The 16,193-nt window shown below is 48.5% G+C and carries 11 protein-coding genes; 10 read left to right on the top strand and 1 reads right to left on the bottom strand.

Annotated features, from left to right (window positions below; genetic code table 11):
* The first annotated feature begins 15 nt into the window (after positions 1–15).
* The 10 genes from DW642_RS12450 to DW642_RS12405 all read left to right on the top strand — a co-directional run bounded on the left by DW642_RS12450 (position 16) and on the right by DW642_RS12405 (position 15,250).
* The gene (locus DW642_RS12450; RefSeq protein ID WP_117510375.1) at positions 16–1,539 is read left to right on the top strand and encodes an ABC transporter substrate-binding protein; all 1,524 of its coding nucleotides are present in this window, start codon (positions 16–18) and stop codon (positions 1,537–1,539) included.
* A gap of 151 nt (positions 1,540–1,690) precedes the next feature.
* Positions 1,691–2,629: an ABC transporter permease gene (locus DW642_RS12445; RefSeq protein ID WP_117510374.1), complete on the top strand. Its 939-nt coding sequence runs from the start codon at positions 1,691–1,693 to the stop codon at positions 2,627–2,629.
* 12 nt (positions 2,630–2,641) lie between these two features.
* Positions 2,642–3,544 carry a carbohydrate ABC transporter permease gene (locus DW642_RS12440; protein WP_117510373.1) on the top strand — a complete coding sequence of 301 codons (903 nt, stop codon included), beginning with the start codon at positions 2,642–2,644 and terminating at the stop codon, positions 3,542–3,544.
* Between the two features lie 191 nt (positions 3,545–3,735).
* Entirely contained in the window at positions 3,736–5,478 is a 1,743-nt protein-coding gene (locus tag DW642_RS12435) for a sensor histidine kinase (protein WP_117510396.1), read from the top strand.
* Positions 5,456–7,051: a response regulator transcription factor gene (locus DW642_RS12430; RefSeq protein ID WP_117510372.1), complete on the top strand. Its 1,596-nt coding sequence runs from the start codon at positions 5,456–5,458 to the stop codon at positions 7,049–7,051. The genes DW642_RS12435 and DW642_RS12430 overlap by 23 nt, the downstream gene beginning before the upstream one ends.
* A 248-nt stretch (positions 7,052–7,299) precedes the next feature.
* Positions 7,300–9,519, top strand: a complete 2,220-nt coding sequence (bglX, locus tag DW642_RS12425) for a beta-glucosidase BglX (RefSeq protein ID WP_117510395.1) — start codon at positions 7,300–7,302, stop codon at positions 9,517–9,519.
* Between the two features lie 200 nt (positions 9,520–9,719).
* Complete coding sequence (locus DW642_RS12420; protein WP_117510371.1) at positions 9,720–11,090, top strand: MATE family efflux transporter; 1,371 nt, start codon at positions 9,720–9,722, stop codon at positions 11,088–11,090.
* Between the two features lie 45 nt (positions 11,091–11,135).
* Entirely contained in the window at positions 11,136–12,443 is a 1,308-nt protein-coding gene (locus DW642_RS12415; protein WP_117510370.1) for an alpha-L-fucosidase, read from the top strand.
* Positions 12,444–12,810: 367 nt separating this feature from the next.
* A complete protein-coding gene (locus DW642_RS12410) occupies positions 12,811–13,536 on the top strand; it encodes an ABC transporter ATP-binding protein (protein WP_055221955.1) in 726 nt (241 codons plus the stop codon).
* Positions 13,529–15,250, top strand: coding sequence for a putative ABC transporter permease subunit (locus DW642_RS12405; RefSeq protein ID WP_117510369.1), 1,722 nt, complete (start codon positions 13,529–13,531; stop codon positions 15,248–15,250). Before DW642_RS12410 ends, DW642_RS12405 begins: the two co-directional genes overlap by 8 nt.
* A 288-nt stretch (positions 15,251–15,538) precedes the next feature.
* Here the strand turns inward: DW642_RS12405 and DW642_RS12395 are convergent, their stop codons facing one another.
* Positions 15,539–16,180 carry an ECF transporter S component gene (locus DW642_RS12395; RefSeq protein WP_022461231.1) on the bottom strand — a complete coding sequence of 214 codons (642 nt, stop codon included), beginning with the start codon at positions 16,178–16,180 and terminating at the stop codon, positions 15,539–15,541.
* Positions 16,181–16,193 lie beyond the last annotated feature (13 nt).

Raw genomic sequence — 16,193 nt, 5'->3', positions numbered from 1 at the left:
AAAAGGAGAAAAAGTATGAAGAAAAAAGTGTTAGCAGGCATTCTTGCAGCAACCATGGCTTTTTCCATGGCAGCATGCGGAAGCACAGGATCCAGTTCTGATTCCGGTTCCACCGCAGCTTCCGGAAGCACAGCAAAGACAGAGGAAAAAGGCGAGCCGTACACCGTAACTATGGTACTGCAGGGAACTACACAGCCGGACGAAGAGAGAATCGAAGAAAAAATCAACGAGATTCTGGAGCCGGAGCTGAACGCAAAGCTCGATATCGTTGTTCTTCCGTGGGCAAGCGCATCTCAGCAGTTACAGCTGATGCTTTCCGGCGATGAGAAAATCGATCTTCTGTACACAAATGCAACAACAGCTGTACAGTATATGCATTCCGGCCAGATCATGGATATGTCTGAACTGATTGACAAATACGGCACAAACCTGAAAGATATCTATGGCGAGGATATTGCAAAAACAAATCAGATTGATGGGTTTGTCTATGGCGTTCCGAACCAGATCGAACGAGGCAGCATTCCAGCCATCTTCATGAGAAAAGACCTGGTAGAAAAGTATAATATCAATACCGATGAAATCAAAGAGCCGAAGGATATGGAGAAAGTATTTGAGACCGTACAGGCAGGCGAGCCTGATATGACAATGCTGTTCTCCAGCAACAACAGTGATACGCCTCTGAGCCGTCTGTCCCGCGCTGATGGACTTGGCGATGCCAACACGGGCGCTCTGATGGATCAGACCAACAGCACAACCGTAGAAAACTACTTTGCAAGCGACTGGTACAAGGAGACTGCAACTATGCTGCATGACTGGTATCAGAAAGGCTACATCAGCAAGGATGCCGGAACAAACACAGAAAACTGGAGAACCGTATGCAAAGCAGGAAATCTCTTCTCCTTGTTCTTTGCTTATCATCCAGGTACCCCGGTTGAGTTCCAGAGCTCCACAGGATATGAGTTTGAAATCGTACCGTTCTATGATCAGCCGATCATCAACTCATCCTCTTACGGCGGAATTATCTTCTCTGTAGCACAGAACTCCGAAAATCCGGAAAAAGCAATGCAGGTTCTCGATTATATCTATGGCAGCCCGGAGGTCATGAACCTTCTGAACTGGGGCGAAGAGGGAACCGACTACGTAGTAGAAGATGAAGAAAACGGAATCATCAACTACCCGGACGGTGTAACAGCAGACAATGCAGGCTACAGCTTTAACTGTGGATGGGAGCTTCCGAACCAGTTCATCGCATACAAATGGGATGGATCTGACCCGCAGCTCTGGGACAAAATGCAGGAGTTCAACGCTTCCGGTATCGAGTCGAAAGCACTGGGATTTGTCTTTGATAACAGCGAATATGCGGATCAGGTATCAGCCCTGAACAACGTAATCAGCCAGTACAACGGCGCACTTAGCAGCGGCTCCGGAGATCCGGAAGAACTGCTTCCACAGTTCCTTGAGGCGCTGGACGATGCGGGAATCGACGATGTCATTGCTGCAAAGCAGGAGCAGCTGGATGCATTTCTTGCAGAGAAATAGGCACCATAATTTGTAAAAAGAGCACGACCGGGGCGGAAAAAAATCCGGTGTGATACAGTAACCGAAGGCTCCACTCTTACCAGAAAAGATGTGGAGCTTTCTCTGTGAAAGAACCTGAAAAAAACAGCCCTCATAAAAGGAGAGACGCTTTATGAAAAAAGCAGAGGTTAAAAAAGGAAAAAAGAAAAACGCGCTGAAGGAATACTGGCCGCTTTATCTGATGATGCTTCCGGCACTTCTGTATCTGCTGATTAACAACTATATCCCAATGGCAGGTATGGTGATTGCGTTTAAAAAACTGAACTTTGCAAAAGGTATCTGGGCAAGCCCGTGGGCAGGACTTAAAAATTTCAAATTCCTGTTTGCTTCCAAGGATGCATGGATTATTACAAGAAATACGCTGTTGTATAACATTGCATTTATTCTTGTAAACATGGTAGTCGGAATTGCCATTGCGATTCTGATTACGGAGATAAGAAACACAAAGCTCAAAAAGATATATCAGAGTGCAATTCTTCTTCCGTTCCTGATGTCCATGGTTATCTTAAGCTACATCGTATATGCGCTTCTGAGTGCGGAAAATGGTCTTGTCAACAATTCGATCCTTCCGTTCTTCCATATTGACCCGATCCAGTGGTACCAGAAACCGAAATACTGGCCGGCGATCCTGATCATCGCGAACTGCTGGAAGGGCGTAGGATACGGATGCCTGATTTATATCGCATCGCTGATCGGTATTGATCCTTCCTTCTATGAGGCTGCCAGACTGGACGGTGCAAGCAAATGGCAGGAGATCACAAAAATCACACTGCCGAGCCTCGTTCCGACCATCATTACCCTGCTGCTTCTCAGCATCGGAAGAATTTTCTATTCCGATTTCGGTCTGTTCTATCAGGTACCAATGAACTCCGGTGTTCTGTTCCCGACCACAAACGTTATCGATACCTACGTATACCGTGCCCTGATTGAACAGGGAAATATCAGTATGTCATCTGCAGCCGGTGTATACCAGTCTCTGGTAGGCTTCTGTGTCGTAATGTTGAGCAACTGGATTGTCCGCAAAGTAGACAAAGACCAGGCATTATTCTAGGAGGATGGAAGTATGACAAATTCAAAAAAAGCAAAACGTTTCCAGTTCTGGATTAATGTAGTACTCATTCTGATTACCTTATCCATTGTACTGCCGTTTGTACTCGTATTTATTTCCTCGCTGACCGATGAAAACACACTGATCCGCAACGGATATTCGTTCTTCCCGGAGAAATTCAGCTTCTATGCTTACTCCTATATCATCCGCCAGGGCGAGAAAATTCTGAGAGCATACGGAATCACCATTTTTGTAACGATCGTTGGTACGGCTGCAAATATTGCGATGTCCTCTCTTCTGGCGTATCCGCTTTCTGTTAAAAAACTGCCGTACCGCAGAGCAATTACCTTTTTCGTATTCTTTACGATGCTGTTCAACGGCGGACTGGTGCCGACCTACTTGATGTATGTAAATTATCTTCACATCAAAAACACGATCTGGGCATTGATTGTTCCGGGCTTCCTGTTAAGCGCAAACAACGTGCTGATGATCCGAAGCTACTTTAACACCAGTATCCCGGACGCGCTGTTCGAGGCGGCCAAAATCGATGGCGCAGGACACATGAAGATTTTCACCAGCATCACACTGCCGCTTGGAAAACCGATTCTGGTAACCATGGGACTGTTTTCCGCACTTGGCTATTGGAATGACTGGACAAATGGTTTATACTATTTATCAGGAAATGACGGTCAGAAGCTTTACAGTATCCAGAACCTGCTGAATCAGATGATCACCGATATTCAGTACCTGGCAAGTGGAAAAGTAACCGGAAATATCGGCGCGGAGGTGGCAAAGCTGCCGACAACCTCGATCCGTATGGCAATCGCATTTATCGCCATGCTGCCGCTGTTTATCATCTATCCGTTCCTTCAGAAATACTTCGCAGAAGGTATCACACTTGGCGCGGTAAAGGGATGATTTTCCATGCAGGAATAAAAAAGAGAAACATTTCGGTGTTTCCGACATAAATCAGAAAAACAGTACAGACTCATGGAAACATGAGGTGTACTGTTTTTCTGCTGTATTATATTCAGAAAAAAAGATCAGTTCGTAAAATCAAACACGGAAAAATTTCGAGCGTACCGGAACAGAAAAAAGGAGGAAATATCATGCGTATTTCAAAACAGACGAAAAAAACAACACTGGCGCAGCAGGGGCGTTATCTTTTGATCTGCCTGCTGAGTATGCTGCTGCTTTTTCTGGCTGGGAGCATGATTATTCTGAACCGGACGCAGCAGCAGGTATATGAGCAGCTGGAAGAGATTTCAAAGCTGTATACGGATGAGCTGGATAACCGTTTTTTTCGAATCAGCCGAAACCTGTTCTCGACTGTAATGGACAGCTCCAACCCGGATTCTGCGTTCTGGAAATATATGGATCTGATGGAGAAGGATCAGTATGAGGAATATGTCATCACACAGCTGCGAAGGAACTATGTATCTGCAGCGTGGGATTTTGGAACGGATTACAATGTTTTTCTCTATACGCAGAAGGATGAGAGCTTATATCAGCTGAGCATTTCCTCCGACGGGCGTTATTCCATTGATCCGTATCTGCAGGAAGCGCTGAAGCGCCGGATCAGGAGTCTGTCCCAGCAGACGTATGCAGTCAAGAAAAAATGGACCGTGATGCGCCAGGGCAATGAGGTTTATATGCTCAAGGTAGCACAGAGTCAGGGCGTCGGATTCGGCTGCTACGTCAATCTGAAGACGATTTTGGAACCGTTCTCTGAGCTGTCTCTTGGGAAGAGCGGCTATGTCAGTCTCGTTGACCAGAACGGAAAAAGCATCGGAACACTGACGGAAAAAGGAATTGTAACGGACGGTTCGAAGCTTGATACCGGCAATTATACGTTCCGGCAGGAGCTTTCACAGGCACCGTTTGAAATACGGATTAAAATCTCCTGGACGGGAGTCTTAAATCTGATGACGGGAAGTGTGTTTGCTCTTCTCGGCGTTGCATTTCTGATGGTGATTGCCGGTTCCGTGCTGCTGTTCCATCTGAAAACAAAAATCCTGAAGCCGGTCGCTATGTTTACGGAAAATCTTCAAAAATATGACAATGGGGATCTCACCTATCAGATGTCGGAAGGAAATCTGGTAGAGCTGGAGCGGATTGACGATAAATTCCGAAACATGATTCATCAGATCCGACGTCTGAAGATCACGCTGTATGAGCAGGAGCTGGAAAAACAGAAAATCGAGATGGATTACCTCAAAATCCAGATTCGTCCGCATTTTTACATGAACTGTCTGAACTTTATTTACAGCATGATTGACTTCGGACAGTACGATCATGCAAAGTCGATGAGCCGTATTACATCCGATTATCTCGCCTATATTTTCCGCAATACAAGCGAGATGGTGCCAGTGACGGCGGAGACGAACCACTGCGAAAATTACCTCAAAATTCTGCTGCTGCGCTATCCGGAAAAATTCACCTATTATTTTGAAGTCCATGAAGAAGTGAAAGACGCGGTAATCTTCCCGTTTCTGATTCAGGTGTTTGTAGAGAATGCGGCAAAACATGCCCTGACGCTGGAGACGGTTCCGCTGATTTCCGTGACGGTTTACCCGGAGGACCGCGGAGACGAAAAGTATGTCAACATTTATATTTCAGACACCGGAAACGGCTTCCCGGAGGAGACGCTGCAAAGGCTGAAAGCAGGGGAAGATATTTCCGAGCATGGAAAGCATATCGGGATTGAAAACTGCCTGAAACGATTCCGTTATTACTATGGTGATACAGGAGAGATTCATTTCGATAACAGTCCGCTCGGCGGAGCGATTGTAGATATCCATATTCCATACAGGACAGGGGGAGAAGAACATGAAACTATTGCTCGTGGATGATGAAGAGTACGTGATTGAAAGTATCAAAAGAAACCTCGATCTTACAGAGACCGGGGTGAACGAGGTGTATACCGCGTTTTCCGTACAGCAGGCGAAGAACATCATGGGAATGGTGGACATTGATATTGTAATCAGCGATATCGTGATGCCGGGCGGAACGGGATTCGACTTTGTGGAGTGGGTCAGGAAAGAGGAGCTGAAGGTCCAGGTCATCTTCCTGACAAGCTATGCGGAGTTTGACTATGCCAGAAGAGCGATACAGCTGAACAGTGTCGATTATCTGCTGAAGCCCATTGATTTTGAAAAGCTGAAGGAGGCCGTACAGCGTGCGGCGGAATCCGTTGCGAAAGAAAAGAAAATACAGGATCTCAGGCAGGAAAGCATCAAGTGGAACCGGAACAGAAAAATTCTGCAGCAGGATATCTGGAAAAATGTGCTGAAAGACGGCTTCTCTGAGAAAAAATTCTGCGAAACGGCGGCACAGCGTCAGTTGCCATACGGACCGGGACACTATTTCCGGCTGATTTGTCTGATGCCGGAAATAAAGAGCAATAAGCGGGAAATGTGGGATACGGCGACCATGGAATTTGTGATCGAAAATGTGCTGTCGGAACTGTATGAGGAAACGGATATTGCGGTAGATACTGTTTTTTACCAGGAACCGGGCAGCTACTGGATTGTTACACAGTCAAAGGAAAAAGCATTCCCGCAGGACGGTGGACGGGATTGTGAAATTCTGCGGCAGTTTGTTGCGTGGATGAATGAAAAAATCTATCCGGAGCTGTGGTGCGGCGCCGGACAGTGGGAATCTGTGCGGGGGATGCAAAAGCAGAGCCGGAATCTTCAGAAAATGCGGGAGGGAAGCCTTTCCGTGCGAAACGAGGTGCTGTTTCTGAACGAATTTCAGGCTCCGCAGACCAGCTACGAAAATAAGGAGCTGGATGTATGGAAAGCTCTGCTTTCGGAGGAAAAACCGGAGGAGCTGCTGGAGCGGCTGCAGAAATACCTTGACCGGACGGAGCGGGAAGGAATGATTACCAGGGAGCTTCTGGTAGCACTCCGTACCGATCTGACGCAGGTGGTGTATGCATGGCTTTCGGAACGGGAGATCAAGGCGTATGCACTGTTTGCAGATGCGGATATGGAAAACCTGCATCGGAATTCCCTTTATGGCAGAGAAGAGATGATGGAATATGCCGGGGTACTGGTTCGGAAAGCAGTTCAGTACAGACAGTACATCAACAAATCAGATTCGGTCACGAGTCAGGTATGCGCTTATATCGATGCACATTACCGGGAGGAGATTCACCGGGAGGAGCTTGGGGAGCTTGTCTTTTTGAATACGGATTATCTGTCCCGGATCTTTAAAAAAGAAAAGGGTATTTCGATCAGTAATTATATCATCCAAAAGCGGGTGGAGGAGGCAAAAAAGCTCCTGACACAGAGCACGCTGCCGATCAATACGGTGTCGCTGTATGTGGGGTACAGCAATTTCTCGTACTTTACGAAGATGTTTAAGGATAATACGGGATACGCACCGCTGGAATACCGAAGAAGTTTTAGTGAAAAATAGCGGAAAGCCACCCTTCACATGTCCGGGAAATAACAGAGGATTTTATCACTTTCTTACGCACCGGAACAGCAGCAAACAGGTCGGAATAGTGAAAGAAAAAGGTCGGATCAGGGGATATTTTTTTCAAGTCAGATGTGGTAAAATTTCAGTATAAGATTCAGAAAAAAACGGAAAAACGATATTTTTCTGACATTTTAGGGGTTTCTGAAGAAGCAGATACAGCAAAAACGAGGTATGGAGGAGAAAAAATGACCGAGCAGAAATTAAAAGAGCTTCTGGCCGACATGACGCTGGAAGAAAAAGTGAACCAGATGAGCCAGGTGGTGGGCGCCTTCTTCAATAAAGATATGGACATCACAGCCATGGGACCGATGGCGGATAAAGGCTTTACACCGGAAAATGTAGCGCTTTCCGGTTCCATCCTGGGCAGCATGGGTGCAGAAACGTTAAAGAAAATCCAGAAGGATTTTGTGGAGCAGCACCCGCATCACATCCCGATGCTGTTCATGCTGGATATCATCAACGGCTTCAAGACCATTTTCCCGATTCCGCTGGGACAGGGCGCAACGTTTGAACCGGAGCTCTCCGAAAAGTGTGCGGCAGTTGCTGCAAAAGAGGCAGCCGTTTCCGGCCTTCACGTAACCTTCGCACCGATGACCGACCTGGTCCGCGATGCAAGATGGGGCCGTGTCATGGAGTCTACCGGTGAGGATCCGTATCTGAACGGTCTGTTCTGTGCCGGAATGGTGCGCGGATTCCAGGGAGACGATCTGAAGGAGCCGTACAAAATTGCTTCCTGTGTGAAACATTTCGCAGGCTATGGTGCTCCGACAGCAGGAAGAGACTACAATACCGTAGAGCTTTCCGAGCATACCTTCCGTGACTTCTATCTGCCGTCCTACAAAGCCGGCATCGATGCAGGCGCAGCGATGGTAATGACTTCCTTCAACACAGTGAACGGTGTTCCGGCAACCGGAAACAAGAAACTGATGCGCGGCATCCTGCGTGATGAGATGGGATTTGACGGAGTTCTGATTTCCGACTGGGCGGCAATCGAGGAGATTATTTACCACGGCTACTGCGCAGACCGCGAGGAGGCAGCTGTCCGCTCCGCAGAGGCAGGCGTTGACATTGATATGATGACCGGTATTTATTGCGAAAACCTGTGCCGTCTTGTAAGAGAGGGCAAGATTTCCGAGGATCTGATCAATGAGTCCTGCATGCGTATTCTGGAACTGAAAAACAAACTGGGACTGTTTGAAAATCCGTATAAAGACGCAGACGAGACGAAAGAAAAAGAGATAATTCTCTGCAAAGAGCACCGCGATCTGGCAAGAGAAGCCGCAAGAAAATCGTTTGTACTGCTGAAAAACGAAGAGAAAATCCTGCCGCTTGGCAAGGAGAAGAAGATTGCCTGGGTCGGACCGTATGTCCACAGCAGAAACCTGATGGGCTCCTGGTCCTTCATCGGAGATGCAAAGGATGTGACAAATCTGGAAGAGGCCGTAAAAGCGCAGGCAGATACGACAAACATGAGCTTCCATGCAGGCTCTCCGATGCTTGGCTCCGACATCCGCCTGGAGGGCTTCGGCGAGGCGATGGAGCAGTCCACCACGCCGGAAGAGGAAGAAGCAATGCTTCTTGAGGCTGTAAACGCAGCAAAAGAGGCCGATGTTGTCGTTCTTGCGATCGGTGAGGATCGTCTGCAGTCCGGCGAGGCAACCAGCAACGCGAACATCCGTATCCCGGAAATCCAGCAGAGACTGCTTGAGCGCGTTTCAAAAGTCAATGAAAACGTTGTCGTTGTCCTCTTCAATGGCCGTCCGCTCGACCTGCGCGATGTCGTATCGAAAGCAAAAGCTGTTCTTGAAGTGTGGATGCCGGGTACCGAGGGTGCCAATGCAATCGCAGACGTTGTTTTTGGTGCATACGCTCCAAGCGGCAAGCTGACCATGAGTTTCCCGTACTCTGTAGGCCAGGTGCCGGTTCACTACAACGAGTATTCCACCGGAAGACCGCACGTGCCGGGCAAGGACAAAGACCGTTTCCGTTCCAAATACCTCGACATCCCGAACGCACCACTGTTCCCGTTCGGATATGGCCTTGGCTACACCAGCTTTGCAATTTCAGATGTGAAACTGGACAAGGCAGAGCTTGGCATGGAAGATGAGATTAAAGCCTCCGTAACCGTGAAAAACACCGGCGATACAAAGGGAACCGAGACCGTACAGCTTTACATCCACGACGTAGCCGCATCCGTGGTACGCCCGGTGAAAGAGCTGAAAGATTTCTGCAAGGTAACCCTTCAGCCGGGAGAAGAAACCGAAGTCATCTTCAAAATCACAGAAGAAGAGCTTCGCTTCCTGACAGAAAATGAGCGTGTAGAAAGTGAAAACGGTGCTTTCGAAGTCTTCATCGGAAGCGACAGCACGACAGAGAATAAGGCAGAATTTGTGCTGAAAAAATAAGAAGCAATACTGGGATGTAGCGTAAGCGGAATCAAGATGGGGGTCTGAATCGCTACGGAAAGATAAAAGAAAAGCCAGCCACAAAAAGCGAAAAGAATTTTGCTTTTGCGGCTGGCTTTTTTCTGCCGGTACCGTATTGACCCTTCTGTTAAAACAAAGTAAAATAGAAATTGGTATTGGGACGAAAGAGAGGAAAAGAAATGGGGTACTTAGGAAACAAGTTACAGGGGAAATACCACAAAGACACATTCCAGACCGCCGTCAACATGGCGTGGCCGGCGATCGTGGAGTCGTTTTTTATTGCATTTGCGGGTCTTGTGGATTCGCTGATGGTAAGCTCGCTTGGCTCTTACGCAGTTGCCGCGGTCGGCCTGACGACACAGCCGAAGCTGCTTGGCCTGGCGTTTTTCTTTGCACTGAATGTGTCGATTTCCGCCCTTGTTGCGCGGCGGCGAGGGGAACAAAGACAGAGTGCGGCGAATGAGACTCTGGTAACTGCGCTTGTATTTATTATCCTTGCGGCAGCTGCATTCAGTGTTGGATTTGTGGCGTTTGCAAGTCCGATCATCCATCTGTGCGGCTCAACGGCGGAGACGCATAACGGCGCAGTAACATATTTCCGTATCATCATGGGCGGTATGATTTTTAACTGTATCCAGATGGGGATCAACTCGGCACAGCGCGGTGCGGGCAATACAAAAATCACGATGCGCACAAATGTAACATCAAATACGATTAATATTATTCTGAATTATCTTCTGATCAACGGCCATTTCGGGTTCCCGGCACTCGGCATTCAGGGTGCGGCACTGGCAACCGTCACAGGAACGGTTGTCGGATGTGTGATGAGCATCCTTTCCATCACAAAGCAAGACGGATTCCTGAACCTTGGCTATATTCTGAAGAACAAAATTAAACCGACGATTGCAGCGTTCATCAGCCTGGTCAGGGTCGGGTACAGTGTGTTTTTCGAACAGGTTTTCATGCGGATCGGCTTTATGATGACGGCGATCATGGCGGCCAAGCAGGGAACCGATGCGATGGCGGCACACCAGGTCGGCATGAATATTATGTCGCTTTCGTTTGCGTTCGGTGACGGCCTTCAGTCCGCAGCGGTTGCACTGATCGGCCGGAGCCTTGGCGCAAAAAAGCCGGATCTTGCGAAAGAGTACGGCAGAACGTGCCGTCTGATCGGCGCGGGCATCGCAGTATGCCTCGTTGCGATTTATCTCTTCGGCGGAAGATGGCTGTACAGTCTGTTTTTCGAAGAACAGCATATCATTGAAATCGGTGTCAGCATCATCCATGTCATTATTTTCGTCGTCATTTTCCAGATCTGTCAGGTTATTTACATGGGATGCCTGCGCGGTGCGGGAGATACGCTTTATACGGCAGTTGCATCCATGATCAGCGTTACATTTATTCGTACGATCGTTTCGTATCTCGGCGGTTACACGCTGGGGCTTGGCATCGTCGGAATCTGGTTCGGCGTGCTGGCGGATCAGATGTCACGGTTTATCTTTGCGACGATCCGATTCAAACAGGGAAAATGGGTGAAAATCAAGATTTAACCGAATCATTACCAATATAAAACTAAAACAGGAGGAAGCAAAACGATGTACAAATTTGACAGAGAAGCCTATGACAGGCGGATGGAGTGGTACCGCGACGCCCGTTTCGGCATGTTTATCCACTGGGGGCTTTACGCCATCCCGGCGCGCGGAGAATGGGTGCGGAGTACCGAGCAGATTCCAAAAGAAGATTACATGAAATATTTTGAGGAGTTCAATCCTGTTGATTTCGAGCCGCGGAAATGGGCCAAGGCGGCGAAAGAGGCCGGTATGAAATACGTGGTTCTGACTGCCAAGCATCACGATGGATTCTGCCTCTTCGACAGCCAGTATACCGATTTCAAATCCACCAACACGAAATGCGGCCGCGACCTCGTTGCAGAGTACGTTGATGCCGTCCGCGCAGAAGGACTGAAGGTCGGTTTGTATTTCTCCCTGCTCGACTGGTTCCACGACGATTTCCCACATTACGGCGACCGGAATCACCCGATGCGGAACAACCCGGCATACAAAAACGATGACCGCGATTTCGACCGCTACCTGACCTACATGCACAATCAGGTACGCGAGATCTGCACAAACTACGGAAAGCTCGATGTGCTGTGGTTTGACTTTTCCTACGATACGTTGCGCGGCGAAGCATGGAAAGCGACGGAGCTGATCAATATGGTGCGGAAGCTCCAGCCGGATGTCATCATCGACAACCGTCTCGAGGTGAGCGGAGAGGGCTACGGTTCTCTGGCGGCCGGAAATCCGACCCCGTACCACGGCGACTTTGTGAGCCCGGAGCAGATGATTCCGCCGAATGGCATCCAGGATGTAAATGGAAACGATATCGCCTGGGAATCCTGCGTTACGATGAACAATCACTGGGGCTATTGTGCCAACGACCACTTCTTCAAACCGGCACCGATGCTGATCAAAAAGCTGGTCGAGTGCGTATCGAAGGGTGGAAACCTGCTTTTGAATGTCGGCCCGGACGCCAGGGGAAATATCCCGGAGGAGTCGATCGAACGGCTGGCTGAGATTGGAAAGTGGATGAAGAAAAACGGAGAGAGCATTTACGGCTGCGGAAAAGCCGGTATTGAGAAACCGGACTTTGGCCGTGTGACGCGCCACGGAAACCATCTGTATTTTCATGTCTATGAAAATACCGTTGGGCCGCTGCCGCTGCCCGGCGTGAAAAAAGAAGAAATTCAGGCGATCCGCTACGTCGCAACCGGCGCGGAAATCCCGGTTTCCACAAGCTGGGTACACAGCGATTATCCGACCATGGCATTCGCCGATCTCGGCGAAGACCCGGTATTGCCGGATGGAGTCGATACAGTCATCGATGTGATTCTGAAAAAGTAGAGGGTAAAATCGGATTTGATCCTGGAGCGTGTCTGAAAAAGCATTTCCGCAATCTGCAGGCTTCACTTTGCGGTATCTTTTTTTCAGACACGCTCTAAAAGTCTTACAAGTTCTTACAAAATTCTGTATTTTTCGTTCCGCTGATTGACAGTTCTGGCAGAAGAATGCATACTGAAAAAAACACAAGATCACAGCCCGTGCTTCGAAATTTAACTGAATCAAGCAAGTAGCGAAGATCCGCCTGACTCCTTTTCCTGCGCAGGGAAGGATAAGAGCTTTCGGAGTGAGAAAAGGGCAGTCTGTTTTTAGAAACGAAGCAAGAGAATCACAGTTTCGTTTTACAAGAAAAAAAGAGGAGGAATAAAACATGATTCGTCTGAACCACGTCAGCAAAATTTACGGCGATGGAAGCAAAAAAGCCGTCGATGATCTTTCCTGGGATATCGAAGATGGAAAGATCACCGGCTTCATCGGTCCTAACGGGGCCGGAAAAACGACAACGTTAAAAATGATCACCGGTATCTTAGCGCCGTCCGAGGGAACGATTGAAATCAATGGAAAAGATATCCAGAAGGATCCGCTCGAAGCCAAGCGCCAGTTCGGTTTTGTGCCCGACGACCCGGATGCGTTTCTTCGCGTCAGGGGAATTGAATATCTGAATTTTATGGCAGATATCTACGGTGTCGGAACGGAAGAGCGTCAGCGTTTTATCGAAGAAACCGCAAAACGCTTTGAGATGGAAGAGAACCTTTCGAGCCGTATCATGAGCTACTCGCATGGCATGCGTCAGAAAATCATGGTAATGGGCGCACTGATCCACAAGCCGCCGGTCTGGATTCTCGATGAGCCGCTGACCGGCCTTGACCCGCGCTCCGCGCACGAGCTCAAACAGATGATGCGTGAACACGCCGATGCCGGAAACGCCGTGCTGTTTTCCACCCATGTGCTGGAAGTAGCGGAAAAACTCTGCGACCGCATCGCCATCATCCATCACGGCCGCCAGGTATACCTGGGTACCCTGGAAGAATTAAAAGCGGCCTATCCGGATCAGACACTTGAAAATATCTTTCTGGAGATCACCGAACATGCGTAACTTATGGATTCTCACCCGTTTCCTTCTGAAAAGCGGACCAGGAAAAAGCAATCAGAAGAGCGGAAAAAAGAAAGCATTTTCGGACGGAGGACGTATCGTTGTATACCTTCTGCTTGGTGTCTGCCTCCTTCCCGTGTCGGTCTTACTGTTTCTTCTGGGATATTCCGGCTATACCTTCCTGCAGCCGCTCGGGCTGGAAACCCTGCTGATCGAGTTCGTCTGTGCCATTGGCATGATGGTCATTTTCTTCTATGGCCTGCCGCTGTTTCTGAGCGAGTATTACATGGACTCTGACCTCGTAAAGCTTTTGCCGCTGCCGTTTACCCCGGCGCAGATTGTCGGTGCGAAAGGCTTCTGCTGTCTGCTGAACGAATACTATCTTATTGTACTGCTGTTCTTTCCGTTTCTGTTAGGGTACGGGATCAGCGCCAAAATGGGCATTTTTTACTGGATCAATATGATCCTCGCCTGCCTTATTTTCCCGGTTGTGCCGCTCGTTTACGCCGCAGTTTTGACGATGCTCGTGATGCGTCTTTTCAAAAATATCCGAAACAAGGATTTCTTAAGCTACCTCGGATTCGCCGCATCCCTGATTTTTGCGATCGGCATCAACGTATTTTCGCGCAGTATCGGAAATTTTGAAATGCAGGATATCATGAACCTGATGGAAAGCCAGAAGGGCACTCTGCGCGCCTTCCGGACCATTTTTCCGAACCTGCCCCTGATGACCGGAAGCCTTGCAGATGCATCCTTTCTCAAAATGATACTCTACATCGCTACAACCGCCGTCATCCTTGCTGTCTTTTTCGCCCTCGCCTGGAAAATCTACCTTCCGGCTGTCCTCGGCATGAGCGAGACCACCAGCGAAAAACGCATTTTATCCAAAGAAGAAGTGACCCGAACCGTCAAAAGCAAAAATCCGGTCCGCACCTACGCGATGATTGAATGGAAAAAACTGTACCGCACACCGGCCTGGTTCATGAATTGTGTTCTGATGCCTCTCATCTGGCCGGTCTTCATGCTTGGTATTGCCCTCATTTCAATCATTTCCAGCCTTGGCATGGCTAAAACCACCGGCCTTTGGACCCGGCTTGTCGCCGATGGCACTATATTCCGCCTCCTGAAAGGGGAACTGCCCGTCGCAGTTGCCGTCCTTACCGCCGCCGGAATCGCCGTCATGATGTCCATGTTCTGCGTGATCTCCGCCACAGCGATGTCCCGAAAAGGCAGCGAATACATTTACATGAAATGCATTCCGATGAGCTATCACGACCAGATCCGTGCCATGCTGGTAAGCGGCATCCTGATCAGTCTCCTTGGCACCTTGCCGTACGCTCTGGTCTTCAACATAATTGCTGTCGTCTTCGGTCTGCACCCGGCGACCCTTCTTTACACCACGGCGATCACGGTTTTATTTACCCTGTTCGTCAACTATGAACAGCTCCTTTTTGACCTTGCATTTCCGAAATTAAACTGGGAAAACGAAACCGCCGCCATAAAATCCAACAACCGCTCCCTGATCTCCGTTCTCATCGACCTCACCGTCGGCGCAATCCTGATCGGAGCCGGCTACCTGCTGTACGGAAAACTTCACCTCAACATCCACATCACCACGAGCATGATGATTCTGCTTACCGCAGTCCTGACCTTCGCCATGCGAACCGCCCTTTTTAAATGGGGCGTTCAAGTGATGGAACATCTGGAAAGCGCTTAACAGTTTCGAGACATAATAACAATATTAAAATGTGATAGAAAAGAGATTTCAGCCAATGTGCGGATCTCTTTTTTTTGCGCTCCTTTCCAATTTCGCTGTGTATTTTCTTTTATCGATTATGCTTCATTGTACTACTAAAAGACCTGTGTGGGCAATCCATTGCCGCCATTCCCCGAAAATTTTAAAAGACGGACAAAAAACAGAGGATTTCTCTCTGCATTTTGTCCGTCTCTCTACAATGTATTTATTGGATTCTCCGTTTACAAAAATGATTTCGGAAATGATGAACTAATTCATCGCCTCACCCTTCAGCAGTCTGCTGATGTGCTTGTACAGAAGCATGGTTACCAGTGATACCACAACACCTTTGATGATATTAAACGGTACAACGGCAAACAGAACAAAGGTCGGAAGGCTTGTAATTGCTTTGTTGACTGCGGATCCCATTCCCACAAGGGCATCCATCGGCATTCCAAAGGCTGCTGCATAAGCCGGAAGCAGTACAAAAGCGTTCAGAAGACCGCCGGCTGCTGCCAGAAATACAGTTCCGACTGCCATACCGATCATGGCATTTTTCTTTGTTTTCTGTGTTTTGTAGATCCATGCGGCCGGCATAACATACGCGCAGCCGATCAGGAAGTTTGCTACTTCACCAACACCTGCGGTGGTACTTCCTTTCATAACAAGGTTCAGCAGAATCTTAATCAGCTCAATCGCAGCTCCGGCAAGAGGTCCCATCGCAAAGGCTCCGATCAGCACCGGAACTTCGCTTAAATCAATCTTGTAGAAACTCGGGGCAAACGGAAGCGGGATGTCAAAAAACATCAATACGACTGCGGCGGCGCCGAGCATTGCCACCTGTACCATGTAACGGGTTTTTCCGATTTGCGACATCTTTGATGTCTGTTTTGCTGTTGTCTGTGCATTCATAACTGTATTTCTC

It is taken from the genome of Blautia sp. AM23-13AC, assembly GCF_003435675.1.
GTDB classification, from domain to species: Bacteria; Bacillota; Clostridia; order Lachnospirales; family Lachnospiraceae; genus Fusicatenibacter; species Fusicatenibacter saccharivorans.
Note: the sequence above shows the minus strand (reverse complement) of the source record. Positions and strands in the feature narration are given on the sequence as shown.

Coding starts and splice junctions, on each gene's coding strand:
- DW642_RS12430 (WP_117510372.1), top strand. CDS start 5,456: ATGAAACTATTGCTCGTGGATGATGAAGAGTACGTGATTGAAAGTATC.
- bglX (WP_117510395.1), top strand. CDS start 7,300: ATGACCGAGCAGAAATTAAAAGAGCTTCTGGCCGACATGACGCTGGAA.
- DW642_RS12405 (WP_117510369.1), top strand. CDS start 13,529: ATGCGTAACTTATGGATTCTCACCCGTTTCCTTCTGAAAAGCGGACCA.
- DW642_RS12435 (WP_117510396.1), top strand. CDS start 3,736: ATGCGTATTTCAAAACAGACGAAAAAAACAACACTGGCGCAGCAGGGG.
- DW642_RS12445 (WP_117510374.1), top strand. CDS start 1,691: ATGAAAAAAGCAGAGGTTAAAAAAGGAAAAAAGAAAAACGCGCTGAAG.
- DW642_RS12420 (WP_117510371.1), top strand. CDS start 9,720: ATGGGGTACTTAGGAAACAAGTTACAGGGGAAATACCACAAAGACACA.
- DW642_RS12450 (WP_117510375.1), top strand. CDS start 16: ATGAAGAAAAAAGTGTTAGCAGGCATTCTTGCAGCAACCATGGCTTTT.
- DW642_RS12395 (WP_022461231.1), bottom strand. CDS start 16,180: ATGAATGCACAGACAACAGCAAAACAGACATCAAAGATGTCGCAAATC.
- DW642_RS12440 (WP_117510373.1), top strand. CDS start 2,642: ATGACAAATTCAAAAAAAGCAAAACGTTTCCAGTTCTGGATTAATGTA.
- DW642_RS12410 (WP_055221955.1), top strand. CDS start 12,811: ATGATTCGTCTGAACCACGTCAGCAAAATTTACGGCGATGGAAGCAAA.
- DW642_RS12415 (WP_117510370.1), top strand. CDS start 11,136: ATGTACAAATTTGACAGAGAAGCCTATGACAGGCGGATGGAGTGGTAC.